Here is a 26,321-nt window from a genome sequence, read left to right on the forward strand (position 1 = left end):
ATGCAGGTACTCAAAAAGCAAAGGAATGAGCCGCATCTTGGAAGGACTTTTTTTAAGCGAATAATCCATTCGCAGAGCGCTTTCGCCAATAAGAGCTCCGGAGCCGAGCAGAAGAAAAAGGATCTCGAGCTGAGCACTGAAACCTTTTGCCCGCATAAGAGAGGGTACGCCGGCCTTTTTTAAAGCGGCGGCCTTGTATACCCTGAATCCAGATGTCCAGTCGGAAACAGCGCTTCCGCGAAAAATGGCGCTCATGAAAAAAGAACCCGCGCGGCTTATAACACTCCTCAGGAAAGACACGCCGCTGCAGCGGCCGCCCTCAACGAACCTGGACGCTATAACAGCATCACAGCCGGGACGCGATCCTGTGCCGAGTTTATTGATCATCGCCGACACCGTCTCCGGCGGATGGGTGTCGTCGCAGTCCATTGTGACAACAATGTCATCCGGCGAGGCATTTTTATCTATCCATTCAAAACCGGTCCTGAGAGCCGCCCCGAGGCCCAGATTGCGCGGATGCCTTATTAGTTCCAGACTTATGTTTAAATGACGGGCGACAGACGAGGCCTTTCCCGATGTGCCGTCATTTGAGCCGTCGTCCACAAGCAGAATGATAAAATCTCTGCTTATCGCCCTTTTTATGCTTGTAAAGACAGGTTCTATCGACTCCGCCTCGTTGTAGGCGGCCAGAAGAAAATAAATCATTTCCTGGCGGGGACAGTCCCCATTACGGACGAAGTCGTAGATGGGGACTGTCCCCCTTTGTAATCTTCCAGTATGCCGTTCAAAACTCCCGTTACTTCTTTTTTTATTCTCTCCACGCCCTCTTGTGTGGAGGCTTCAAAACGCATGACAATAACCGGGCCGGTGTTGGAGGCCCTGCAAAGGCCCCATCCGTCCTCAAAAATTATTCTCGCGCCGTCTATGGTAATAACCTCATTCGTTTTCTGAAAATACGCGGACAATTTGCCCACAACACCGAACTTTATCTCGTCCGGGCAGTCCACCCTGATCTCGGGCGTGATCGGATATGCGGGCACATCATCCAGATACGAAGACAGCGCCTGAGGCGCGGAAGCGATAAGCTCCGCAAGGCGAGCGGCCGTATAAAGAGCGTCGTCATAGCCGAAATACCTGTCGTTGAAATATATGTGACCGCTCATCTCCCCGCCGAAGAGGGCATTTTCTTCCTGTATGCGGGCCTCTATGGGAGAATGCCCCGTCCTGCTCATTATGGCTTTGCCCCCGAGCCTTTCTATTGTCTCAGGCAGAGCTTTGGAGCATTTGACCTCGAACACGATTTTCCCGCCCGGATTTTCTTTCAAAAGAGATTTAGAAAAAAGAGCCATGAGGCGGTCTCCCCAGATGATGTTTCCCTTCTCATCTATAACGCCTATCCTGTCCGCGTCGCCGTCAAAGGCAACGCCGAAATCGGCCTTTTTCTCACGCACCTTCTCAATGAGGGCTGTCAGGTTTTCAGGAACCGTAGGGTCGGGAAAATGATTCGGGAAATTGCCGTCCACTTCCTCGAATATGCTCTCAACTTCCACGCCCATCTCCCGCAGGGCGGGAATGATTATGCCGCCGCCTACGCCGTTTCCGGAATCCACGGCGATCGTCAGTTTTCTTTTGACGCTGATATTCTCCCTGATGTATTTTCTGTACGCGGGCACGACATCGGCCGTCTCAAGGGTTCCTTTGCCTTCGGGTTTTTCTCCCGCCTTCACCCTTTCCAACAGCGCCCTTATATCGTCGCCATAGATCGTGGCCTGATTGAGCGATATCTTCATGCCGTTATACTCGGAGGGATTGTGGCTGCCCGTTATCATTATGCCCCCGTTAATCTTCATTTCATGGCAGGCAAAATAAAAAACCGGGGAGGCGACCATGCCTATATCAACGACATCAAGGCCGCAGGACAGAAATGAATCTATCATCTTGCGGGATATTCTCGGCGAAGACAGCCGCCCGTCTCGCCCCAGGGCTATTCTCTTCACCCCCTTATCCAGGAACATGGCTGAAAGCGCCCCCGCTATTTTCACAAGTGAATTGTCATCCAGATCGCGCTCGGCGATCCCCCTGATATCGTACTCCCTGAAAATCAGTTCATTGATACTCATAATCTTCCTCCTTCCCCTTTCAGCATTTCAAGATAACGGCGGGCCTGAGAATTCTGCGGATCCGCTTTTAGGCAGGCCTCAAAACTTGAAATGACTTGAGCCCAATCCTTTTTTTTCCAGTATATAACCCCGCAGTTATAATAACCCTGAGCGAAATCGTGGTCTTTTTCCACTGATTTCTTATAACAATCAAGCGCCTCGTCATCTTTTCCCAGTTTTTCATAAACAGCGCCCGTGTTATTATAGTTTCTCGCCAGCGACTTGTCTATAAAGGGCGCTGTGCGCTTGTCCCTGTATTCTTTGTCCAGGGCAACCCTCGCGAAACCGTAGTATTTTAGCGCGTCTTCATATCTTCCCGTTTCATAGGAGCTCGCGGCAAGATTATACAGAGCCTGGGAATTATAGGGGTCAAAAGCTATGGCTTTAAGAAACAATTTGCTCGCCCTGTCAAAATCCCCGCTGGCGTAGAATTCCAGCCCCCCGGAGCTGAAAGCGTCGGAATAATCTCCGCACAGTTCTTTAGCGTAAAAATCTTCATAAAACATTGAGGAAAATTCGCCGGAAAAAAACATGCTGCCTGACGGGTCTCCGGAAACCGGAGAATCAAAGCCGCGAAGAACGCCCGCGGTGACTGGCTTCATTTCGCTGAAAAAATCCCGGCCGGCCTCAAAATGCCTCGTTATTAAAACATTGCCGTTTAAAGAAATGAACTTTTTAAAATATTCGTCGCCCTCAATGTCACTCGGCGGAAGAATAACGCGGCCGTCGCGCAGGAGCTGTTTTCTGTACCATGGTGCCCTCATCATGCCCTGCGCGATAAAAAGCGAGTCTTTTCTTTTGCCGCGGACGAGATTCTCATACCACAATGAAAAAAGCTGGACATCCTTGCGCAGTATAACGATAGAATCCCGCGGCGCCGAAGCGAAAACATTCCCGGCCCAGTCCCGCGCAAAAAAATTCTTACGGTGATTGAGCCCTGACTCATTGCTGAACAGGAGCCACCCCGCGCATAACAAAACTGCGGGCGCGGCGAAAACAGCGGGAATTTTTTTTATTCCATAGGCGGCAAAGACAAAAAAACAGGCAAAGGGGATAAGATAAGCCGCCTCAACTATCACAAGGGCATGCTCATTGGCTGGCATACCTGAAATAAAGAGGAAAAAAGGGCCTGTCACGATAAAAAAAACAAAGAGCGATCTTATCAGCGGATTGCTCTTCAGCCCTTTCACAGCGCCGGCTATACCGGCTAAAAAAAGCGGGGGCGTAAACTGAAAAAAAAGGTCTTTGCTGAATACCGCCAGCTGCGGAAAAAAAGTTTCCCGCAGCGTGTAGAGATCGGATATCTTGTCCAGCCCGTGACCGTAGGCTTTGCGGGTCACGGAATAAATAAATTGAGCAAGCGTCTCGGGGTCCGCCCAGTCTATCGGAGGATCGGCGAGCGACCTCAGGGGCAAATAAAGGAATACAGAAGCCCCCACCAGGAAAAAAAAGAAAGCCTTAGCATATTCGCTCAACCGGAAAGGATGCTTCGTTAAAAAAATCATAGCGAACGAAGGCAGAGCCAGCACGGGAGTGGGACGCACGCCCATAGCCAAACCGGAGACAAAAGCAAAAACAAAAAGTTTCCTCGGATAAGATTTCGCGTAATAGGCGATATAGAAAAGTATCATGATAAAAAACATATCCGGCGCGTAGGATTCGCTCACGATCGCGAGAAGCCAGTTCACTTTTGAAAAAATAAACACCATGCAGAGGGCCGCTGCACTTGTGTTCGGGATACCCAGCCGGAGAAACAGCAGGTAAAACAGGGCCGCGCAGGCCGCCGCGGAAAACGCGCTCAGGAACTTTGTGCGGTATGCCGGGTTGCCGGAAATAAAAAAGGTGTTAAAAAATTTCCCGAAGATAGCGTAGGCGGGATAACCCGGCGGATGGGCCACTGAAAGAGTCGCCGACACAGCGGCGAGTTCCCCCGCGTCTCTGTAGGCGGCAAGCTCACCGGATGCGCTGCGCATATAAAAAAGAAAAGCGAAGGCCGCGATGAGCGAAGCTATAATGGGGACGGTTACTATTACTTTAAGCGATGAGGTCATAGCCTTTTGACGCGCGTATCGGCATTTTTTTCATCCCGCCCGGGCGCTGTTTTTTCATAAAAATCACTTCACCGTCAACCCCCGGCGTCTGGAATTCCGTTCTGCCCCTGAAAGGGCTGTCGGCTATGACATCCAGTCTTTTCCCGACAAAGCTGCGGGCAAATGCAAAACTGATTTTCTGCTGGATTTTCATAAGCGTTTTCGCACGGCCCAAGGCCTCCGCGGCAGACGGACGGCCGCTCATTTTCTCGGCGGGAGTGCCTTTTTCCGGAGAATAAGCGAAGACCCCGGCCCAGCTGAATCTAAGCCTCTTTACATCCTGTGTCAATTTATTGAAGCGTTTTTCGCTTTCACCCGGGAAACCCGTTATAAAAGTCGTCCTGAGCGCCGCTCCGGGGATGTGCCTTCTGATAATATTTATCAGAGCTTCCATTCCGCCGAATGGAGGACGCCTCATCCCTGCCAATATGTGATCGTCCGTGTGCTGAACAGGTATATCAAAATAACGCGCGACTTTGGGAAGAGATGCTATTTTTTTTATAAGGTCTTCGCTGATATGAGCGGGATGCATGTAAAGAATTCTTATCCGGCGGACTTTTTGTATCCGGTTAAGTTTTTCCAGAAGCCCTCCCAGCACGCGACCCGTCGGATCTTTACCGTAAAAGGCGCTGTCATTGGCAATGAGGACCAGCTCTTTAATACCCATTTCAGCCAGAGCCGCGGCTTCCCTTAATATGTCTTTCTCGCTCCTCGACCTGAATTCGCCGCGCAGCGCCGGTATGGCGCAGTAACTGCAGTGATTGGAACATCCCTCGGCTATCTTGACATAAGCATATGAAGTTGGAGTGGAAATAAGACGCGGAATCGAGAAGTCGGCTATAAAATCCGCCTTTCCCACACAGAGCAGGCGCTTGGACTCTTTAGCGCCTGAAGAAAAAAGCTTTCTCAAAATGCCGCTTATGCGCCTGTAGTCCGAGCTTCCCGCGACTGCGTCTATACGCGGGAATCTATCAAAAAGTTTTTTTTTATCCCTCTGCCCAAGGCAGCCGCACACGATTAATTTTGCGGAAGAGGGTATTTTTTTGGAAAGATTTTTTATTTCGTCATTTGACTCTTCGCGCGCGGCTCTCGTAAAAGCGCATGTGTTGATGATAACAGCGTCCGCTTCCTCCGGAAAAGCGCTGACCGCCCATCCTTCACTTCCCAGGAGTCCGGCGGCGCTTTCGCTGTCAACCAGATTCTTGGCGCAGCCGAGCGACACAAAATGCGCTTTTTTTATATCGCTGGTCATGAAAATCGCACCCTCAATGCCTCAATCAGGGCTTTAATACCATCGAGCGGACGGATCTTTTTGCCCTCTTCCTTTGAGCGGGGTTCATAAGATATGGGCATCTCTATGATCTTGACGCCGTTTTTCAGAAGTCTTGAGGTGATCTCGGATTCTATTTCAAAACCGCCCGAACGGAGATTAAAGGATTTAAGCAGTTCAGAGCGCACAACTTTATAACAGGTGTATGCGTCTGTCACGCGCGACAAAAAAATGGCACTTATAAACGCCGACACGAAATAATTGCCCAGAAAAAAATTGATGTACCTTACCGGATTTTTCCGGAGAAACCTGGAACCATAAACCGCGTCGACATCCTCTTTCAGGGCATATTCGGCAAGGGCTTTGAGCTGCAGAGAATCATATTCAGTATCGGCATCCTGCACGGCTATGTACTTTCCGCGCGCGCTCGCTATGCCGGCTCTTAAAGCCGCGCCTTTTCCCTTATTCGTTTCATTCCTGAGTAAGCGCACCTTATAACGGGACGCGATTTCCGCGGTTTTATCGGCGGAACCGTCATCAATGACCAACAGCTCCCACGACGCCGGCAAATTCTTTAATTTATCCAGCACTTCCCCTATGGTGGCTTCCTCATTGTATGCGGGCACTATCACACTGACATCCATAAGAGGTACACTGTCTTTGATTTCTTCCGCGTATACCATGGCTTCTTCCTTTGTTTTTATTTTTTCCGCGGCCCTGGCTTCCTCCACCGCCTCTATTATCCTGCCCACAAGAGGCCCCGGCGGAATTCCGAGCGCCTCCATTACATCATTGCCGTTTAAAAGCGGCGGCCTGTTTATTTTTTTCTCCCTGAAATATACGCGCAAGATTTTTTCCGTAAAATTCTCCTGATTAACCATTTCCGCGAATCTGCCGGGGGCGGTCTCGTAAGAATATCTGTCGCAAAAGGCCGTAAAAACCGCTGCCAGGTGCGCGGAAGAGGCGAATGACCTGAAAAAGCGGTAAAAAGCCCGCTCCGTGGAACGAGCGCTCATGTTTGACGGCCTCATGTGATGATACACGACATCCGAAACGAATTTCATATCGCTTCGGCTGCTCTTGAGTTTTCTCATTATATTTCTCGCGAGAAAACTCCCTATCCTTTCATGTCCGAAAAAACGCAAGCGTCCCGACACCCTGGATGCGGCCTCCGCTTTTCCTATGTCGTGCAGCAGGCAACCCAGTTTCGTTAAAATAATCGTGTGCCGGTCAAAATATTTATCCAAGTCGGATCTGAATTCCGCGAAACGCTCAAAATTCCCGGCCAGCACTTTTTCCTCAAATTTCCTGAGTGTCTCGAGCGAGTGCTCCCACAAACCGCCCTTGTGATAATAATTGTCGTTCCTGTCGCCGAAAGCGGCAAACTCTGAAAAGGTGGCATCAAAAAGCCCGGCCGAGTATATATCATCCAGCCTTCCGGCGGAATGAGGATGCGCGAGAATAAAAAAAAGTTCATCTTTTATCCTTTCACCCGCGACAGAGGAGATCAGTGAAACATTTTTCTTTATTTCCGAAAGTGTGCCCGGATCTATATTTCCCTCTATGCGCGAGGCGATCCTGAAAGCTCTGTACAAACGCAGAGGATCGTCCTGAAAGACCTCAGGGCAGATCATGCGTATTGTTTTTTCTTTCAGGTCTTTCACCCCGCCGGTGGGATCCAGATAATGCCTTGGCGAAGGCCATTCCGCAATGGGTACAGCCATGGCGTCAACGCTAAAATCTCTTTTCAGCAGATCGCTTTTTATATCTCCTCTCAGCGGTGAGAGATCCAGGTACCATTCATGTGTTTTTTGGAGCACTATTCTGAACACCTGCCTTTCGCTGTCCAACACAAAATAGGGCGCCAAGAAAACAGAGGCAAGCTCTTTCGCAGCCTTGGGCAAATTCCCGGGAATCACAAGATCTATGTCACGCGACACTTTTCCCAGCAGCAGATCCCTCACCGCCCCGCCCACAATGTAAGAATCCGGGTATTTCTCCGCAATTAACTTAATTTCTACTATGGGTACTATGGGGTCAGGTCTTGACATTAGACATTTACTTCACAAATACCGCTTCAATGGTACCAAGCTTTATTCTTATATCTGCCAATTGCGCTTTTTTTTCAAATCTCATCACAATTTTGTTCACAGCGGTATAATGCATACCGCCAAACATCTCCGCTATATCTGTAAGCTTCATGTCCGTGTGTTTCCTTATCAGATACATCGCCGTCTGTCTCGGAAGCCCCTGTTTTTTCAGAACTTTATCAGCTGTTACTCCGTAGGCGCGCGCCGTCTCATTGATTATTTTGTCCTTGGAATTTCTCGTCTTTATTTTACGGCCGCCACTTATTTCACCACTCAAATTTTTTCCTCCGGCTGCGCGAATTTTTTTCACTTTATCGGTGAACTCACGGCTCCCTATCACGAACTGCCCGTAAATGAGTTTTTTGATCTCTTCGCTGTCATCAATTCCGCAAAACTCAGCGTATTTTCTGATTGATTCAGCAGATGAAGAGCCAAAACTCTCCATCACAAATTCAGGCTCTGATACATGACTATCAGCAAATCCGGAATATTCGCCGAAACTGCTCCATATGTAATCTTGCGGCCTCTTAACCATTTTCGCCCTCACAGGGTTCAAATGTATATACCGGCTCAAGCGGAGAAGATAATTGTCTTTCTCCACCAGAATCGCCTTATAGCGTCCCTGAAAAACATGCCCTGTACGGCCGTGCCTGTTGTTGTAATATACGCTGTAGGTTGTTTGAACACAATGCATCAAACGTGCAAGATTCGCACGGGTGGTTTCAATCAGAAGATGATAATGATTCGGCATCAACGCATAAGCATACACAATTGTGCCGTATCTGTGCTTTGCCTTTTTTATAACATCCAGGAATTTTTTATAATCGTCAGCATCCCTGAATATTTTCTCTTTGGCATCACCTCTGGAGATCACATGATAAACGGCGCCAGGGTATTCAATTCTTATTGGACGGCTCATGGCTTTTTTTAATATTTATCATGTCTAATGTCAAGACCTGACCCCACTGCTTTTACCACTGCTTTTAGTTGTCTCACATAGGGATTTTTGGGATGGCCGAAGACCTCCCATGTGGAGCCGCTTTCAACAATCCCGCCGTCTTTCATAACGAACATCCTTTCTGAGATGATTTCCGCCAGAACAAGATTATGGGTTATAAAGAGCATCGCAGTGCCGTAGCGCGAATTAATTCTTTTCAGCAGCTTTATAATTGAGGCCGCCGTTGACACATCCAGCGAAGATGTCACCTCATCCAGCACCAAACACGAAGGGAACATCGCGAAACTCCGCGCCGCGGCAAGTCTCTGACGCTGACCGCCGGACATTTCTCCGGGCCTAGCCGAGGCCAGTTTTATATCAAGTGAGAATTCCGCGAATATGCTCTCCACGGAAGAGAGTTCGACGGGCGTTTTATCACCGAGCCTCTTCCTGTTTTTCAGGGCCTCTCCTATAATGAACCCGCCTGTGAGCACAGGGTTCAGGCTCTCAGAGGGATTTTGAAAAACTATTCCTATTTTTGACGCTCTCTCCAGTGGGCTGTATTTCTCAAGAGCCCTGCCCTCTATGAAAACGCCTCCGGAATCGGGCGAAAGGAGGCCCGCGGCTATTTTCGAGAGGGTCGTCTTGCCGCTGCCGCTCTCGCCCACAAGGGCGACAATCTCGCCGGATGAAATAGTCATATTGATGTTTCTGCAGGCTTCTTTTGCCGCGCCACGGGAAAAAAGCAGACCCTTTTCAGTGTAAAAAGTCTTGTTTATGTTTTTCAGCTCTAGCAGCATTTTCAAAACTCCGTGAAAGGCCCCGCGTTAAAACATCTCACCTTGTGGGATGTTCTCATGAGCGGAACAGGGCCAAGACAAATATCACAGGCCCTAGAACACCTCGGGAAAAACGGGCATCCGGCTGGCGGATTTGATAAATCGGGCGGATCGCCAGGAATAATTCCGGGCTCGCGATCCGGCTGGGGAATACATCTGATAAGGGCGTCCGTGTAGGGATGCAGGGGGTGTTTGAACAGATCTGGGCAGGGAGAATCTTCAATGAGCGTCCCACCGTAAAAAATAACGGCACGATCCGTGAGATATCTGATCAGCGAAAGGTCATGGGAAACAAAAAGCAGCGTCAGAGATTCTTTTTCAAGCAGCGTTTTGATCAGCTCTATTATTTCAAACTGTGAAACAGCGTCAAGAGAAGTCGTGGGCTCATCCGCCAGAAGAATGCGCGCGCCCGAGGCCAGCGCCATAGCGAACTGCAGGCGCTGGAGCTGCCCGCCTGAAAGATTGTGCGGGAACAAATCGGGGATTCTTCCGTCAAGGCCGCAGGCCTCGAGCAGCTCCGGGGCCTCTCGCCTGGAACCGTGCAGACGGATGGTCTCATCAAGCTGACGGCCTATTTTGATAACAGGATTGAAGGCCGAGTATGGATGCTGGAATATCATATAAATTCCGCCCCGGCGAAGCGCCAGAAGCGCATCCTTATCCATTTTCATAACATCCCTGCCGAGATACAGGATTTCCCCCGAGACGGCCGCTGTTTCCCCGGGATTGAACAAACGCAATATGCTTTTCAGCAGCGTCGATTTACCCGATCCCGATTCGCCGGCAATGCCGAGCGCCTCGCCCGGTCGCACATCCATTGACACGTTTGAAAGAGCATAGACCCGGCCCAGCGTTCTGTGATTATAGACAACGGAAAGATTTTTTATCTCAAGGATCGCGCGGAAAGCGTCGCTGTTTCCCCTCATCTGAAAGCGTAAGAGGCATAACCTACAGCGGAAAGATAATCGCCGGAGACGGATGACGATGTGTCATAATAAAGTTTTTCCGCCGACGAATCCTGAAGCGCGAATATGAGCGCCATCACCGGCCCCAGGCCGCACATGCTTATCCCGTTGTCATGAACGGTCTCAAAAAGTCCCGCTGCATCCAGAGCAAGTATTTTTTTTTCAGCGAGAGCATCCTGTTTTTTCGCCCAATCCGCGGCGCTCATGCCCTTCGGCGGGAGCTGGCCGTAACCGGGACCGCAGTGCGTGAAATCGGAAGAGGCCGCGATAAGCGTGCCCGGAAAGATCTTAACTGTTTCGGCCAAAGCTTTTCCGAGAGCCCGCGCGGTGTCAACGCTGTAATCATACATGGAGATAGGCACTATTTTAACCCGCGGGTTACGCCTCAAAAGGAACGGTATCTGCACCTCTATCGAGTGCTCTCTCATGTGGGAAGAAACATCGGCGGCAAGAGACGGGATCTTCCCGGCAAGCGTCCGGGCAAATTCAACATCGCATTCAGCCGTACCGTTTGGAACGACCCATGCGCCGTCGCCGAATAAAGAGATAGGCCCGCCGGATCCGGTGTGATTAACTCCGAGAATAACCACTCTTTCAGGGATAAGAGCGCTGTAGGAATAGGCCTGTGTCTGTCCTGAATATACATAGCCCGCATGAGGAGCTATCAGGCCGCGGCAGAATGTCCGCCGCTGAAAGTCTGCCGTGGCGGATGGCGGGCATTGCCGGGCTTTCAAATTTTTCCGGGCTGAGGCCAAAAAACCGTCTATCATATTCTCAAGTTCTTTTTTATCACCGGGATAAAAACTCCCCGCGAAAACGGCTTTCCGTATCATTTATCCTCCATCGCGCGTGATGAGGTGGGGACTTCCGAGTCCGCCGTTGCGCCCCGGCGCACTTTCAGCTTAGGCGTGGCTTTCTCAAATTTGCTCAGCTTATCGGCGCGCCTCATTATCTCCGGCAGCTTATATTTTCCCATGGTCTCCGAGACCGTTTCCAGCACAAGGGGAATATCAACGCCCCATCCGATGGAAAGCCAGAGGGGCTTAACGCTTTTTCTCGAGCGGAAACAAATTCCCAGGAGCTCTCCCGTTCTCTCTTTTATAAAAGTGTATGAACCTTTAATGAGCGGGGGCTCTTCGGCTATGCCGTAAAGCCTGCTCTTGGCGCAGCCGACACTGGGTTTGTCGAGCACAATACCCATATGTGTGGCAAGGCCCATGTGAAAAGGATGTGCCAGCCCCTGGCCGTCAAAAATAAAAATATCAGGGTCACTTTTGAGTTTTTCAAGGGACGCGATCAGAGACGGGGCTTCGCGAAAAGCGAGAAAACCCGGCACATAGGGAAATTTGCAGAGCACATCCGAGGTGACATCTTCGACAAACTTCTTCTGCTTCTTTGAATAAACCGTCACCGCGGATTTCGCGCGGCCGCCTTTATAGGCGACATCACAACCCGCTATTAAATCGGCGCTTTGGTAATCTATCATATTTCTGCGCGCTATTTTATCTTTCATGCGCAGCTGTATTTCGTGCGCCTGTTTTATATCTTTCGCGAAACAGAGGATTTTTCCCTCAGTCTTAATTTTCATAACGAAACAAATAAATTTTTTGTCAGATGTTCGTTGTAACCCTTACTCAACAGCGCACTCTTTCCTGATCTTCTCCGCCTCTTCTTCGAAACGGGCGGAAAAATCTTCAGGCGCCTCGCCGCCTGATAAAGTTTTAGCCTCAAGAAGCTGTCTGATCGTTTCATCCCATGAGAATCCGCTGGACGAATAAATGCGGCTCACCTCATTCTCGTCCACCTGAAAATAGCGCGCCACGCGCCCGGCCTCGCCGGAACTGTAATGGAACTGCCTCGCGCACGAAAAAAATGCGGCGGCGGCAACTAATACGAATAAAGCCTTCATGCTACTGGGAAAAAACATCCGCCTGAAATGTAAAAATATCTGTGTCATCGTCTTTCCACGCCTCCTCCTCCAAACCGGCCTTGTGCTTACAGAGGGAATTCATGAATTCTTCCCTGCTCCAGCCCGTCTCATCGGCCACCTGCGGCAGATACACTCCCTGCCTCGCGCCCCGCCGGACTATAACGCCGTCACGGCCGAGAACAACATCATCCGCCGCCACTCTCTGGGGCGGTGTCAAAACGGATATCTCTATTTTTATATCCCGCAGCTCATCTTTTGTCACACGCGGAAATCGCGGATCGCGGGATGAGGCTTCCACCGCCATGTCTCTGACGGTCTCCCATAGCGGCTTCGCGCCCACAATGTTTCCGATACAGCCCCTCAGCATTTCCCCTTTCCGCAGAGTGACAAAGGCCCCCTGCACTTCTTTCAGCCTTTCCGATTCAATATTAAAGTCAGGCACCCTGCCGGTTGAAGCATACTGCTCAACCGTTTTTCTGGCAATATTCAAAAGAGCTTTTTTTTCATCACTGTTCAGCATCCCCACCCCCTTTCTGTAAAAACAAACCGCGCCGTAACCTACAACGCGGGATTTATCGCCCGTGGTATCACCCGAATTCGCGTATTTAAGTACCCTGACGGCATTGGCGCCCGCCAGCCGCGAGGCCTCCATCACAGCCAGCACAGCGTTGGCTCCGCACAGCTGAACCTCACCGCTTTGAAGCGCCGTCTTCAAACCTTCGCTATTAAAATTTTTTATATACGCAAGACAGCTCCGATCCATAACATTCGCCTGTTCATAAGTCAGGTAATGGCTCATATCGCTTGACGCGACGAAAAGCATCCCCCCCTTCGACGCCTTCCGGCCAGGCAGGGACAAGGGGCCTTCCGCCTCCTTGTAGAGCGCGGCAATTCGACGGGCCAGGGCGGAGGAATCTTCAAAACTCTGGCCCACGATGACAGGCGTTAATGAAAAATCCCCGAGAGCCGCTTCTAGATAAGGAAGAACGACTTCAAGGGAGTGCTCCTTCTTATGGATTTTCCCATTAAACGCGGCCTGCTTGAGAACATTGATCTTATTCGCGATCTCCACATTAACGCGCCTGAGGCCAAACGGGGTTTCCCAGGCCTCAGAATCATCTATGGCTATGCCGCTAAAAGCTTCCCTGTGTGAGGGGCCGATAAGGATAACATCATTGAATGTCTTCCCTCTAATAAGTTTGACCGCTTCCGCGGCGACAGATTCGCAATAAACCCAGCCGGCGTGCGGCAGAATAAGGCCTATAACGGTACCGTTAAAGGGAATGGGCACAGAAACACCGCCGGTAGAAACCTGCACGGCGGTATATTTCTCAAGCCGGCTCGCGATAGTGTCTTTGTCCGGGGGATACCACGAACCTCTGCAAACGGCGTTCCTGATCTTTTTCTCGACGCGCGCTCCGCAGCCGAAAAAAATCAGCGCCGCTACGGCAAATAAAAACAGTGTTTTTCTCATCGGGGAATTATATTAAATATTCCCCGAATTCAAAAGAAGCGCTCGAAGAAAGGAATTTACACGGCGGTCAAATTGATGTAAAATCCAAAGATGGAAAAAGGCAAACTTCTGATAATCGGTGGAAACGCCGCGGGCATGAGCGCCGCCAGCCAGGCAAGACGGACGGACCCTGATCTTGATATCACCGTGATAGAACAAAGCCCCTATATCTCCGGGGCATCCTGCGGCCTTCCTTATTTCATATCAGGCGAAATCAAAGACATAAACAGTCTCAGCGTGCGGACAAAAGAATATTTTGAAAAAAAACGGAACATAAAAGTGCTGACGCTGACAAAAGCCGTCAGAATACACCCCTCTTCCAAAGGCGTTGAGATCCTTGATCTTAAAAACGGCACGGCCACGCTTCTGCCATACAGCCGGCTGATTATAGCCGCAGGCGGCTCGGCGGTAAAAAGCGATTCAGGCAAAGGAATTTTTACTCTGAGAAATATAGGAGACGGCCTCGCCTTAAAACAATTTATAGACAGCTCCTCACCCTTAACAGCGGCGGTTATAGGCGGCGGGATGATAGGCCTGGAAACGGCTTCATCCTTCCGCAAGCTCGGAATGAAAGTCACGGTCTTTGAGGGAGGGAGCTCGATACTTCCGGGCTTTGACAGTGAGATAAGCGTCCTTCTTGAAAAATATCTCACGGAAAATAATGTGGAAATTTTAAAAACAAAGGCCTCGGCCTCACCATCATCGGCGGGGGGAGTGGACATAAAAACACCGTCACAATCATACCATTACGATATGGTATTGCTTACAACAGGAACAAAACCGTCGGCGGCACTGGCGAGCGCGGCTGGATGCGAGCTGGGAGAAACGGGAGCCGTGCTCACAAACCAGAAGATGCAGACAAGTATTCCTTCCATATACGCCGCGGGTGACTGTGTTGAGGTGAAACACCTGGTGAGCGGAAAAAATACCTATATGCCGCTCGGCACCACGGCCAACAAAACGGGACGAATAGCCGGAATAAACGCGGCCGGCGGTGATGAGCGTTTCCGCGGGATCACCGGCAGCATGGCGGGAAATATTCTTGATATGACAGTCGCGAAAACAGGGCTCAGCGAAGAAGACGCACGGGAGGCCGCGGGCGAAGTTTTAAGCTCCGTTTCTGAATCAACTTCACGCTCCGGTTATTATCCCGGAAGCTCAAAAATCATAACGAAACTTATTTTTTCAAAAATTTCAGGCCAGCTTCTGGGAGCGCAGATGATGGGGAAAGAAGGCGTCGCAAAACGCATTGATGTTCTCTCTGTTTGCGTATATCAGAAAATGAAATTGCGCGAGATGGCCGGACTTGACCTGACTTACGCGCCGCCTGTCGCCCCTGTATGGGACCCTGTTCTCAAAGCCGTAAACAGCGCTTTACTCAAAATCAAAAAATAGATTAACTATTTTTGAAATTACTTTTTTCTGGCCAGAACTTTTTTGACAGCCGCGAAAACATCTTTGTGCGTCACATTGAAAACATGCATGAGCTCGCGGGCTTCGCCGGATTCGCCGAACCTGTCCTGAACACCGACAAATTCCATAGGTACAGGATTTGTTTTCACCAGGCTTTCCGCCACGGCCGAACCCATCCCGCCCATGACCTGCGCTTCTTCCGCCGTAACGACGGCGCCTGTCTTTGAAGCTTCAAGCACACCTTCCACATCCATGGGCTTGATCGTGGAAAGATTATAAACGGCGACGGAAATCCCTTCTTTTTCAAGCATAAAAGCCGCTTTCAGCGAATCAAACACCAGCGGGCCGCAGGCGATTATGGACACATCCGTTCCTTCTTTGTATTTGGCTATTTTACCGAAGTTGAAAGGCGTTTTCTCATCCGTGATTATGGGCATTGCGTCACGGCCGAACCTTATGTAAACGGGGCCCTTGTTCTCGGCCGCCCAAAGCGTCGCTTTTTCGGTTTCATGAACATCGCAGGGCACTATCACCTGCATGTTGGGTATACAACGCATTATCGCCACTTCCTCAAGCGCCTGATGTGTCGCGCCGTCGGGCCCGACTGAAACGCCACCGTGAGCTCCGCCTATTTTCACATTGGCATCACCATAACATATGGATGTCCTGATCTGATCCCAGCATCTGCCCGATGCAAAAACGCCGTAGGTCGAGAAAAACGGCACCTTGCCGGCCAGAGCAAGTCCGCAGGCGGTGGCCGCCATGTTCTGCTCGGCTATACCCATGGACAAAAATCTATCCGGGAATTTTTCCTTAAACAGCGACACCTTTGTGGATGAAGTGATATCTCCGCCGAGCGCGACTACATCCGGGTTTTTTTCTCCGGATTTCACCAGGCCTTTTGCATAACCCTCGCGCGTTGATTCCAGCTTTGGTTTGTCAAAATCTATTTCCGGAAGTTCTGTTTTTTTCATTTTATTTTCTCCCACAATTTTTCTTTCTCGTCCAGTTCCGCAAGTGCCGCTTTTTCCTGCTCCGGATTCGGCGCGACGCCATGCCATCCGGCGATATTTTCCATGAAAGACACGCCTTTGCCCTTGATGGTTTTGGCTATTATCACGCTCGGCGCGTCCTTACATTCCCTGGCTTTCGCGAAAGCTTCCTTGATTTCTTTCACGGAATGGCCGTCTATCTGAATCACATTCCAGCCGAAAGCTTTCCATTTTTCAGGAATAGGGTTGATGTTCATCACATCTTCCACCGCCCCGTCTATCTGAAGGCCATTGTTATCAACCATGGCGCAAAGATTGCTTAACTTATAATGCGCCGACGACATCGCCGCTTCCCAAACGCTTCCTTCGTCGAGCTCCCCATCGCCCAGCATACAATATGCCCTGTTGGGTTTTCCGTCAAGCTTGAAAGCCAGCGCCATGCCTCCGGCAACGGACAGCCCCTGTCCGAGAGAACCCGTGGAGGCCTCAAGGCCCGGAAGGCCCTTGTTCACGCCGGGATGCCCCTGAAGGCGCGACCCGAGTTTTCTCAAAGTGATAAGTTCTTTCGTATCAAAATATCCCCTGTGCGCCAGCGCCGCGTAAAGAGCGGGGCACACATGTCCTTTTGAAAGGACAAAATAATCCCGGTCTTTTTTATCGGGTTTCGCGGGATCTATGTTCATCTCGTCAAAATAAAGGACCGTCATCAGATCGGCGGCCGAAAGTGAACCGCCGGGATGGCCGCTGCCAGCAGCGGAGATCATCTTTATTATGTCCTTCCTTATAAGCCATGCCTTTTTTTCCAATTGCCTAATTTCCATTATCTTCCTCCCCCGTTTTTTCTTCTTCGTTATTATCTTCCCCGGTTTTTTCTTCGGCCGGTTTCTCTCCGTCCAGAAGCATTGACACTCTTGAAAGCAGCTGCCTTGAGTTAAAAGGCTTCACTATGTACCAGTCGGCCCCATTTTCAATGGCTTTCTCGAAATCCTCACCCATGCCCAGCGCCGTGAGCATTATTACGGGAAGATCTTTTGTGCTTTCCGAAGATTTGAGTTTCCGGCACACTTCATAGCCGTCCATTCCGGGCATCATAACATCCAGCAGGATAAGATCCGGCCTGTATTCGGGTATTTCCTGAAAAGCCTCAATGCCGGATGACGCGCACCTGACGTCATAACCTTTTTTCTGCAGCATGATGCGTATCACCATCTGAATTTTGCTGTCGTCGTCAACCACTAGAATCTTAGCCATTATAAACTCCTTGCGTTTTCTAAAAACTTTTTATTATAACAAGTTTTTCCGCTCAATGGAAACAGACGCTTTAAAACGCCCCGTATTTCCATTTATCAGCCTATGCTCTTTTCCCCCGAACTGAGATGCCTGGGCCTCTCCAGTTTTTCAAGAACTTCTTTTTCGCTCATTCCCGTACCAAGTATCTTATGAACTTTAACCATAAAGGCTCCGTGCGTTATAGGTTTTGGCACAAACTCAACAACATTCGGCTCCAGCTCGACAAGGCCCGTCCGCTCCTGGGGAGAAAGTGCCTTGGCCGAAAGAATCAGCACAGGCACCTGCGCGGTCCGGCGGGAAACCGTTTGCAGTCTTTTTATGAGCTCGTAACCGGAGAGCCGTCCGAGATTCAGCTCCGTGATGATCAGATCGGGATTGTCGTTGAGGGCATGGAGAACACCCCTTATACCGTCATAAGCCTCCGATGTCCTGAAACCCTCATCGGTGAGATATACTCTCAGCAGCTTCACGACCTCCTTGTCACTGTCGATTATAAGCACCAGCGGGGGTTTATCTTTTCTTGCTATCACCGCCATGGAATTCCTCCTTGATCATTTTATATCCCAGCCTCTGTTTACCAAAATTAGCTATATCGAGCACGATATTCAGGTATTCATAGCTCTGTTTGATATCCTTGTAGGCTATGTACTCAAAACAGAGGCCCTCATCAGCGAACATCCCGTTGAGTTTCTCATAAAACTCATCCTCATTGACGCCGGAGTTGCCCGGCGGGCCCACAACAATCGCCACCTTCACCTTTGCCGTGTGCAGAACATTTAAAAACGAACTGAAATTTATTTGCGGGATTTTATATTCCTGCTGCACTATGAAATCAAACTTTATGTGAAGCCGGTGCTTGGTCACCGTTGTCCCCATGTACTCAGTCACTGTCTTAATGGCGTTATCCCCCCTGACCGGATAGAAAAGAGCGCACTGTATTTCTCTTGTGAACTTGATCGGCGCCGCTGAACTCTCTTTCGTTTCCGGCGCGGCCGGCTCCTGCGACTTAGATACAGGCGCGGCTTCGGCGGACTCATAATCTTTCTCTTCTATAACCGGTATGGGCTCGGTGTTCTGCGGCGAGGCTAACTTACGGAGTTCTTCCAGGGCTGCCAACTTTTCCATATCTACTTTTTTATCTTTTTTATGGGCCATTGACGAAACACCGTGTTTGCCCTTTCCGAAATCCGGAGGGGCGTAACGCCCGCAACTGTAACAGTACCACCTGTCATACATCTCGATGTGTGACAGTTCCGATCCGCAGTTGGGGCACTGAGCCTCAGGAGGGGGCGGGGGAAAGTCAGCCGGCGGCGGAAGCTTGTCATCCTTCGCGGGCGGCGCGCTGGCTTTACTCTGCCCGGCAGCCGGCGCCCCGGGTACAGGGAGATTGCCGCCAGGAGGCGCGGCTTTCAAGTCCGCCGTCTTAGGCGCAGCCGGAGCGGTCTCGGCGTCTTTCGCCGCAGGTGCCGGGGCAGACGATGCGGCCTCGGGCGTCTCCTCGCCCAATAGCTCCGCCACAATATTTTTCAGGCTCTCCATGGTGACTTCTTCACCCTGCAATTTGTGATAAATATTCAGTTTTTTCAGCACGCCCTCAAGCTCTCTTATGTTGTCCTTGAATTTGTCGGCTATGTAATCCAGCATCTCCTCGGTCAGCTTGAGAGAGGTGAATTCCGTGGAAATTTTCATTTTGAGGATTTCCCTGCGCGAGTTGAAATCAGGTTTCTGCAGTTTGTTCACAAGCCCCCATTCAAATCTTGAGCGCAGACGGTCGGCGAAACCCGCAAGCTGCTTTGGGCTCCTGTCTGAGGTGAAGACGATTTGGTGATCCTGCTGATAAGCCCTTTCAAAAATCAGAAAAAAAACGCTCTGTATCTCATCGCCTTCAAGAAACTGTATATCGTCTATAAGAAGCGCGTCGGCTGAACCTAATTTCTTAAGTAGCAGGATCTTTTTGGCGGGAGAAACCAAAGCTTCATGTATCATCGTTATCAGATCCTGCGCCTGTATGTAAAAAACCTTCTTGCTCTCATGGTGCCTTTTAATGAAATTGCCGAGCGCCTGGATCAGATGGGTTTTACCTCTGCCCACGCCGCCCCATATAAACAGCGGGTTGTAAGACGGCGAAAACTCTTTGGCTATATCTTCACAGGCCTGTTTCAGAAAACGGTTAAAACCGCCTTCGTATAAATTATCAAATCTGTATCTGCCGTTAAGCGGCGGGATATCGAAAGCCCCCTCCTCATCCTGAGCCATGATAACAGCCTTCGTCACATCAGGGCTCACTTCCGGCTCAGGCGTTTGCATAAATTCGGATACAGAAACGCCTTCTGCCTTAGGCGTCGGGGTTGCCTGCGAAGCCGGGGGAACAACAGTCTCGGGCGTGGCTTTCAAGTCCGGCGTTGCACCGCTGGGCATTTGCCCCGATGAATGAAGCGCTTCCGCCTTAGGCGCGATTTCTTTTTCCGGAGGCGGCGGAATGCCCTGAGCGGGCGAAAGGAGCGAGGCATCTCCTGATGCGGATGCCTCGGCCGCCTCGGGCAAAGGGGCGGCCTTCGCTGTCACAGCGCCATGCAGATGTTCCGGCTGAAATTCCTCCGGAACGGGACTGGGCTTTCCCGGTTTTGGCGCGTCCGCGGCGCGAGTCTCCAGCGCGGAAATTATTTGCGCTTTTACTTCGTCCGACGAGCCATAGACATAAAAAGCTTTCTCGAAATCGGAACCAATATTTTTAAAAGGGCGGCCGCAGATAGGGCCTATTTCTTTTATTACACCCAGACAGGAGACTTCATCAGCGCTTAGTTTGACTTTGTAGCGGAAACGCTTGTCTGACGTCGGGCTATAAACAAGCTTGTAGCCTTTTATCATTTACCTCCGGGGCGATAAAACAATATCCGTAATTAGATTAAGATACCTGAATTTTTTGTCAATATTGTCATCAGTTATCACTTTGGGGACAAAACCCTTTTTCTTTATCTCCCTGAGGAGCTCCTCGCCCAGAGCGTCAGGAGCCACGACGAGAACAAAGCTGAATTTATATTTAGCGATCTCTTCCATTACGCTCTCTTTGCTGGCGCCGGGAGAATACACGACAACACCCGCCGGCTTGAAATCAAAATTTATATTCTTTTCCGCGACTATTTTCGCTATATTCTCTTTAACGATATCCGCTTTATCCTTAGCTTTCTCAGGACAAAGATAAAGCACATCTATGGCCTTGGCATCTTTTCTTACGGGCGGCGCCTCCGTTTTCTCGGGCTCAGTCTCTTTAACCGGCGGGGCAGCGGCTTCCTCTTTTGATGCTTCCGAGGCGGCGGCTGTCTTTGGCTCGGCGGTTTTTTCAGCAAAAGTTTCTATCAGGGGACCGGCCAGGGGCTTTGCCACGCTCTGGTCGGGTGTGAACTGTTCAAATTTTTCTATCTCCGGCGCGGCTTTCAAGTCCGCCGTCTTAGGCGCGGTCGCGCCTTCGATTTTTTCAGTTTTCGCCGGCTCGGGTTTCGTCTCACTTACCGCGGTCTCGGGCGCCGGCGCCTTCGACGCGGCGGGTTTGTCAAAAGTCTCCAGCAGATCCGCAACGCCGGGAACAGCCTTGGGCGGGGCAGAAGATTTCTCAAACTGTTCTATCACCGGGCCCGCGGATTCTGCGCCTTTTGCAGGCGCTTCGATCACCGGCATCTGCGCCGTTTCCGCTACCGCGCCTTCGGACAAAGAGGGCTTTTCTGTTTTCTCCTCTTTTTTAGCCGGCTCGTCGGACTTTTCTGCCTTGGCGTCGGAAGCGTCAGGTGTTTTTTCCTCCGGCTTAGGCGCTCTTTTGGGAAATTCCATCTTCTTTTCCGGCGGGGCTTTCTTTTCGGAGGGCTTTTCTTCCAGCGGCACCGGTTTTGTCTCAACCCCGAGGGCTATATCCCCCTCTTTTTTAGGCGGCGGAGTTTCGCTTTTTTTCGCTGTCTTTGCGGAGCTTTCAAGGGATAATTCCTTCAGCTCCTGATTGATGAGTTTTTCTATGTTGGCCGAAGCGCCGTAAAGATACGCTGCCCATTGAAAATCGGCGTTATCACTGCTGACCACAACGCCCATGTATCCGGCGAAACTTTTCTTAAGCTTTTCCGCGTCATCCTTACCTTTCGACGACATGAGCAAAAGCTTTCTGTCCGGAAAGCGCGGAGCGGGGCTGGATTTAATTTCCCATTTTTTAATCATAGATGTTATTCTACCAAACTATGCGCCAAAAGGTCAAACACAAAAATCAGATGAATTCAATTCACAAAAATTGAATAATATGCTATTTATAGACGATAAAACTTCTGATTGGAGGCGTGGCCGAGTGGTTGATGGCGGCGGTCTTGAAAACCGTTAGGTGATGAGCCTCGGGGGTTCGAATCCTCCCGCCTCCGAAAAAACATAATACGGAGCGGGATAACTGCTTATCCCGCGCGGGGATTCGAAGACCGCAGCGATGCGCGAGTTTGACGAGCGGAAGCGAGAAAAGGCGAGCGCCGCGAGGGGCGGCCCGCGAGAAATTTCCGTCAGGAAATTTACTTGTGGGCGAATCCTCCCGCCTCCGTATCACTCATAATTCTTCATCATCTTCTGGGCCTGCTCTATCTTCTGAAGAGATGCTTTGTGGCCGGGATCCATGTCCAGTATTTTCTCCCAGTAGCTTATGGCCTTCTCGTAATTCGCTTTGTTGTATTCCCGCACCGCTTTTGTCCAGTATTTCTTTTTAAGTTCTTTTTCCTGGGACTCACTCAAGTTTTGCGGGCGACTCGCTTTTACGCTATTTCCGTCGGTTTCAAAGCTAAAATTCAAACTAAGCGACATATTATAGGCCAATCCGCCCAGCGAATAACCATCCCTGAGAACACTGTTCGTAATAGTTCCATTATAAGTGTCTTTGTCTGTCTCATCTCTGCCTTTCAGATAACTTGCTCCGAGATTAAAACCCATAGCAATGGTATTGTTAAAATCGTATAAAAAGCCCGTTTCAAGCTGGAAAACAGGAATAACTATATCCAGCGGAGAAGTGTAATATTTATTGTGACCGGAGATATCTATCTCCCCCGGACCATAACCGCCACCATAATCAAAATATTTACGGCCGTATATTTCCTCTGTCTTCATGCCAACGAGATATACGCCGAAACCAGCGGCAAAACGCGGTTTGAAACGGGATTCTCTTTGAAGAAATTTCTGCGCCGGCCTGTAAGAAATTTTTGCCGTAAGAGGAATAATCCAGATGTCATGATTTACATTGTAAAACCAATCATAATTTTCATTCGGAGGATAAGTAGCCCACGACCACTGGGCGGGAAAATCAGCGGTAAGGTCGGTTGCGGCATTTGTGGAACCGTTAACAGACCAGTCTTTTTTCAAACCGTCTTTAGCAAAACCCATGCCTGTTTCAAATTCTGCCCGGAATGACCGGGTGAGAGGAAAAGATTTACTGACTCTGAAAAATAGAACCGAGTAATTCACACTTTGTTCATGCTGAGTATAAGTTGAAGCGCTGCCGCCCCATGCTGCGCCTGTCCATGTGTAGTGTTCCTTGTAAATCGGCGTAAAAAATTTCCCCGGTATGGATTCGTAACCGATTTTATACTCAAGCTCATTCGCGTGAGATTGAGTAAGCGGTAGCAAACAGAAGAGTCCCGCGATTAAAATTAAAGTTTTTTTCATTTTTGTTTCCTCCCGCACTTGAGCACAGTTATGTTTTGTGATGTTTTTCACTGCGTTTATACTACCAAAGGAACCGGATCTTTGCAAACAAAATTATTGAGAAACGCACATGGTTGGTCAAAACAGCGGCAATATGTTATTCTTCTCCCCAAGGGGAGGCTTCGCGCTCAAAAGTTTTTGCCGGCGCGATGAAAATAAAATTAAAAATATGGAAAAAGGAATACTCGCGTCCGCCCTTGAAGCTGTCCTGAGAACAGCTTATAAATGCTTCAATCTCTTCCTCGGCACGCGAATTTATTTTTCTGTTGACCGCGGCGTGTCAGTGCAGCCGCACGCGTGGGTGGCTTATTTTAATGTGGAAGGCTCCACCAGAGACAATAAGGACACGGCCGGGAACATAGGCTCTTTTGTGCCGGGTGCGGCGCTATCGCTGGGCTTAAAAGAGCTCTGGTCATGGCGGCTCAGTTCATTCGGCGTCATGTTCATGACATGGGCGCTGAAACTCGAAGAGTTTTTTATAGATCCGCTCATGAAAGCCATAACTTCGCCGCTGAACCGTCTGGAACAAATGGTCTTTAAGGACAGCCTCAGAAATTTAGCGGGCTGTATGAGAAAAAGTTTTCCGGGCAGATTGCTTGAAAAATTTTCAGAGCTTGTTATCAAGGCATCCCCGGGCATCATCAATGATGAATCAAAAAATAAAACCGTTTACAGGTTCACATCAGCCGTCTTCGGTTCTTTGTTCTGGATAGCCGATCTCATGTGGCAGCATGTGCCCGATGTCTATTATCCTCTTGAGGCTCCGATAGGGGACTGGTATATGTTTGTCGCTCCTATGGTATCGCTCTATCTGGGTCTTGTCACTAAAAATTTTATTCTTGCCAGCGCCGGAATTATATTTACGCTCACCACTTGTGTGATAGATGTTCAGTCATTCGGTATTTTTTATGTTATGGGCGGTCTTACAAAAAGTGTCGCCGCCTTTACGGCCCTCGTTTTTGCCGGAAAATTCCACGAAAAGATGCACCCTGTGTACCGCTTTGTCAGCGGCATCTTTGTAAAGCGCTGAGAGAGCTCTCTTTTAATTTTCCTGATTTTTGCTAAAATACATCTCAATGCGGAGAGGTACCCAAGCGGCTGAAGGGGCGGGTTTGCTAAACCTGTAGGGGTCCGTAAGGGCCCGCGAGAGTTCAAATCTCTCCCTCTCCGCCATCGCGCTTGTTCTTGTTTTTTACTGAATACCCCCTCAAAAATTTCGCGACTGCCGTTGGCAGTCATTTCATTTTTAAGAGAGCCTCTTCCATTTTTTTTGGAAGAAACAATTGTCCTTGTCTTTGACGGAACAAATCTAATAGGCAGGCGATAGGCGGGTCGCCTGCCTGCAAAGGAATCAAACGGCTTTCGAAATAAAAATGATAGGGTATTGTCCCTTAAAACGAAGTTCGAACCGGTTTTTCGGCAAATTTTAACCAAATTTGCGTAATTCCGTTCTTTTATTATTTTCTCGACGGAATTGCAGGTTAAAACAATATCCTTAGCGAGTTCGAACCAACTGTTACTCTCATTCTTCAAACTGTCCAGTTTTTGTTTGATCTCAATTTTTTCTTCAATCAAAGGCGCTTTCTTCTTCTGATATTCGGTAGGGTCAATCAGTCCGCTGATATAGCCTTCCAGTAAACGGTCAAGGCGCTGACTAATATCGGTCAATGTCTTTTCAAATTTTTCAGAGAGCGACGAGATAGTTTTGCTTTCATCAGTTCTGTATTTCTCAAGGTCAGTCAAAATCTTGTTAGTGGTTTTATCATTCAGCCATATAGCTGATAGTCCAAGAGATAACTGCTGATAAATATTTTCTTCTGTGGTATTATAGGGCTGAGAACATTTCCCCTTTCTCTTGGTGCAGTGATAATAGATGTATCGTTTCTTTTGTATCTCGGCAGTTATCATTCCTCCGCATTCACCGCACTGGATAAAACCGCGAAAAGGGAAGTTATATTTTTTCTTTCTCGTCGCTCGATGTCGTTGTTTTAAAACTGTTTGCACTTTATCAAAAATCCGCTTTGTTATTATTGGAGGATGGGAACCTTCATATATTTCTCCGGCATATCGGATAACTCCATAGTAAACCGGATTTTTGAGAAAGTATTGAATATTGCTCACTCCTAATAGTTTGTCTTTTTTTCCGATCAATCCTTTCTCAAATAAAATATTTTTCAATGTGTTAAGAGAGTAATTGCCTGTTGCGTATAATTCAAAACCCTCTTTTATCAGGGGAGCTTTTTCTTTATCAAGGACAATGGTTTTTGTTTTGTGGTCGTTCAAATAACCTAAAGGAGCCCACTGGGGCCAGATGCCTTTGCGGAGTTTATGACGGATTCCCCGTTTAATGTTTTCAGAGAGGCTGTCGGTATAATATTTAGACTGCCCGAAAGCTATAGAAAGAATGAATTTCCCATAAGCATTATTATCAAAGCGGAAAGTCGGGAATTTCAAACTTTTAATTATCCCGGTATCAACGAGGTATATTATTCTCCCGCCGTCAATCGAGTTTCTTGCTAGCCTGTCGGGATTCCATGCAAGGATTCCGTCAGCCTCTCGTTTTTCAAGTCTTGCCAGCATATCATTGAAAACAATCCTCCCGGGTTTCTTGGCTGTCATAGATTCTGTGAACTCAGAAACAATAATCAGTCCTTCCTTTTTAGCGTATTCTTTAACTTCGGCAATCTGCTGTTCTATACTCATAACTTGACGGTCTTCTGACTCTGTTGATTTTCGGGCATAAAGAAAATATTTGCTCATAATTCTCCTTTATAAAATATATTGCACTACAAATCAATCATTTATCACGATTGTAGTGTATCTAATATTTTATTTATATTTTTTTCCTGAAGTGGTATTTGTATTTTGGCTTCCTTTAAGCTTTGTAAGATATATTTCTGCCACTTTTTAGGGAAGCTATTATAAGTAGTTTTAAATTGTTTTTCATCAACAATTTCTAAAATGTATATGGCTTGTTCCATATCTTTTAATTTTTTGGATTTGTCTTTTCTCCTTTGAGCTATAAGTAATTTATGCAGACAAAAATTAAGTGGAGCCGGGATAGCAATTCTTATATTATCCTCTTTGATGATAATTTTATTTTCTAATAAAATATTCA

General features: G+C 48.9%; 22 protein-coding genes, 2 tRNA genes and 2 pseudogenes. 4 read left to right on the forward strand and 22 right to left on the reverse strand.

The genetic code is table 11. The features are described from left to right. From FP827_02695 to amrB (FP827_02750), 12 genes are all read right to left on the reverse strand, one after another. Positions 1-705: glycosyltransferase family 2 protein (locus FP827_02695; GenBank protein ID MBA3051989.1), on the reverse strand; the 705-nt coding region annotated here is incomplete at its 3' end. Continuing rightward, on the reverse strand, positions 702-2,120 hold the full coding sequence (locus FP827_02700; protein ID MBA3051990.1) for a phosphomannomutase/phosphoglucomutase: 1,419 nt from the start codon (positions 2,118-2,120) through the stop codon (positions 702-704). The genes FP827_02700 and FP827_02695, both read right to left, overlap by 4 nt. Further along, the gene (locus FP827_02705) at positions 2,117-4,210 is read right to left on the reverse strand and encodes a DUF2723 domain-containing protein (GenBank protein MBA3051991.1); all 2,094 of its coding nucleotides are present in this window, start codon (positions 4,208-4,210) and stop codon (positions 2,117-2,119) included. The genes FP827_02700 and FP827_02705 overlap by 4 nt, the downstream gene beginning before the upstream one ends. After that, on the reverse strand, positions 4,194-5,501 hold the full coding sequence (gene rimO, locus FP827_02710) for a 30S ribosomal protein S12 methylthiotransferase RimO (protein ID MBA3051992.1): 1,308 nt from the start codon (positions 5,499-5,501) through the stop codon (positions 4,194-4,196). Before rimO ends, FP827_02705 begins: the two co-directional genes overlap by 17 nt. Further along, complete coding sequence (locus tag FP827_02715; GenBank protein MBA3051993.1) at positions 5,498-7,570, reverse strand: glycosyltransferase; 2,073 nt, start codon at positions 7,568-7,570, stop codon at positions 5,498-5,500. Before FP827_02715 ends, rimO begins: the two co-directional genes overlap by 4 nt. Before the next feature lie 7 nt (positions 7,571-7,577). Continuing rightward, complete coding sequence (locus FP827_02720; protein ID MBA3051994.1) at positions 7,578-8,528, reverse strand: hypothetical protein; 951 nt, start codon at positions 8,526-8,528, stop codon at positions 7,578-7,580. Between the two features lie 8 nt (positions 8,529-8,536). Beyond that, entirely contained in the window at positions 8,537-9,346 is an 810-nt protein-coding gene (locus FP827_02725) for an ABC transporter ATP-binding protein (protein ID MBA3051995.1), read from the reverse strand. A 2-nt stretch (positions 9,347-9,348) separates the two neighbouring features. Then, on the reverse strand, positions 9,349-10,311 hold the full coding sequence (locus FP827_02730) for an ABC transporter ATP-binding protein (GenBank protein MBA3051996.1): 963 nt from the start codon (positions 10,309-10,311) through the stop codon (positions 9,349-9,351). Beyond that, positions 10,308-11,183, reverse strand: coding sequence for an AmmeMemoRadiSam system protein B (gene amrB, locus FP827_02735; GenBank protein ID MBA3051997.1), 876 nt, complete (start codon positions 11,181-11,183; stop codon positions 10,308-10,310). Before amrB (FP827_02735) ends, FP827_02730 begins: the two co-directional genes overlap by 4 nt. Further along, complete coding sequence (locus tag FP827_02740; GenBank protein ID MBA3051998.1) at positions 11,180-11,938, reverse strand: endonuclease V; 759 nt, start codon at positions 11,936-11,938, stop codon at positions 11,180-11,182. Before FP827_02740 ends, amrB (FP827_02735) begins: the two co-directional genes overlap by 4 nt. Before the next feature lie 42 nt (positions 11,939-11,980). Next, positions 11,981-12,277 (reverse strand): hypothetical protein, encoded by a 297-nt coding sequence (locus FP827_02745; protein ID MBA3051999.1) that lies wholly within the window; start codon positions 12,275-12,277, stop codon positions 11,981-11,983. Beyond that, entirely contained in the window at positions 12,261-13,754 is a 1,494-nt protein-coding gene (amrB, locus tag FP827_02750; protein MBA3052000.1) for an AmmeMemoRadiSam system protein B, read from the reverse strand. The genes FP827_02745 and amrB (FP827_02750) overlap by 17 nt, the downstream gene beginning before the upstream one ends. A gap of 90 nt (positions 13,755-13,844) precedes the next feature. Between amrB (FP827_02750) and FP827_02755 the strand changes: the two genes are divergently transcribed. After that, a complete protein-coding gene (locus tag FP827_02755; GenBank protein ID MBA3052001.1) occupies positions 13,845-15,188 on the forward strand; it encodes a hypothetical protein in 1,344 nt (447 codons plus the stop codon). Positions 15,189-15,205: 17 nt separating this feature from the next. Here FP827_02755 and FP827_02760 read toward each other — a convergent pair whose 3' ends face one another. The 6 genes from FP827_02760 to FP827_02785 all read right to left on the reverse strand — a co-directional run bounded on the left by FP827_02760 (position 15,206) and on the right by FP827_02785 (position 21,688). Next, a complete protein-coding gene (locus FP827_02760; protein MBA3052002.1) occupies positions 15,206-16,180 on the reverse strand; it encodes a transketolase family protein in 975 nt (324 codons plus the stop codon). Beyond that, complete coding sequence (locus FP827_02765; protein ID MBA3052003.1) at positions 16,177-17,022, reverse strand: transketolase; 846 nt, start codon at positions 17,020-17,022, stop codon at positions 16,177-16,179. Before FP827_02765 ends, FP827_02760 begins: the two co-directional genes overlap by 4 nt. After that, positions 17,009-17,449 carry a response regulator gene (locus FP827_02770; protein ID MBA3052004.1) on the reverse strand — a complete coding sequence of 147 codons (441 nt, stop codon included), beginning with the start codon at positions 17,447-17,449 and terminating at the stop codon, positions 17,009-17,011. Before FP827_02770 ends, FP827_02765 begins: the two co-directional genes overlap by 14 nt. Before the next feature lie 95 nt (positions 17,450-17,544). Further along, positions 17,545-18,024, reverse strand: a complete 480-nt coding sequence (locus tag FP827_02775) for a response regulator (GenBank protein ID MBA3052005.1) — start codon at positions 18,022-18,024, stop codon at positions 17,545-17,547. Beyond that, complete coding sequence (locus tag FP827_02780; GenBank protein ID MBA3052006.1) at positions 17,999-20,356, reverse strand: hypothetical protein; 2,358 nt, start codon at positions 20,354-20,356, stop codon at positions 17,999-18,001. The genes FP827_02775 and FP827_02780 overlap by 26 nt, the downstream gene beginning before the upstream one ends. Then, positions 20,357-21,688, reverse strand: coding sequence for a hypothetical protein (locus FP827_02785; protein ID MBA3052007.1), 1,332 nt, complete (start codon positions 21,686-21,688; stop codon positions 20,357-20,359). Positions 21,689-21,798: 110 nt separating this feature from the next. On the opposite strand from FP827_02785, the gene FP827_02790 reads away from it, so the two are divergent. Then, positions 21,799-21,882: transfer RNA gene (locus tag FP827_02790), tRNA-Ser, on the forward strand. A gap of 172 nt (positions 21,883-22,054) precedes the next feature. Here the strand turns inward: FP827_02790 and FP827_02795 are convergent. Continuing rightward, positions 22,055-23,164, reverse strand: coding sequence for a hypothetical protein (locus FP827_02795; GenBank protein MBA3052008.1), 1,110 nt, complete (start codon positions 23,162-23,164; stop codon positions 22,055-22,057). A 208-nt stretch (positions 23,165-23,372) separates the two neighbouring features. Here FP827_02795 and FP827_02800 point away from each other — a divergent pair, with 208 nt between their 5' ends. Both FP827_02800 and FP827_02805 read left to right on the forward strand, forming a co-directional pair. Then, positions 23,373-24,233: a hypothetical protein gene (locus FP827_02800; GenBank protein MBA3052009.1), complete on the forward strand. Its 861-nt coding sequence runs from the start codon at positions 23,373-23,375 to the stop codon at positions 24,231-24,233. 50 nt (positions 24,234-24,283) lie between these two features. Next, positions 24,284-24,376: transfer RNA gene (locus tag FP827_02805), tRNA-Ser, on the forward strand. Between the two features lie 633 nt (positions 24,377-25,009). On the opposite strand, the pseudogene FP827_02810 reads toward FP827_02805, so the two are convergent. The 3 genes and pseudogenes from FP827_02810 to FP827_02820 form a co-directional block, all read right to left on the reverse strand. Next, positions 25,010-25,111, reverse strand: a pseudogene (locus FP827_02810) (hypothetical protein). Between the two features lie 405 nt (positions 25,112-25,516). Beyond that, a pseudogene (locus FP827_02815) lies at positions 25,517-25,963 on the reverse strand (recombinase family protein). A gap of 44 nt (positions 25,964-26,007) precedes the next feature. Beyond that, positions 26,008-26,321 (reverse strand): hypothetical protein (locus FP827_02820; protein ID MBA3052010.1); only part of this gene is annotated, 314 nt, incomplete at its 5' end.

This window comes from Candidatus Omnitrophota bacterium, from assembly GCA_013791745.1.
Taxonomy (GTDB): domain Bacteria; phylum CG03; class CG03; order CG03; family CG03; genus CG03.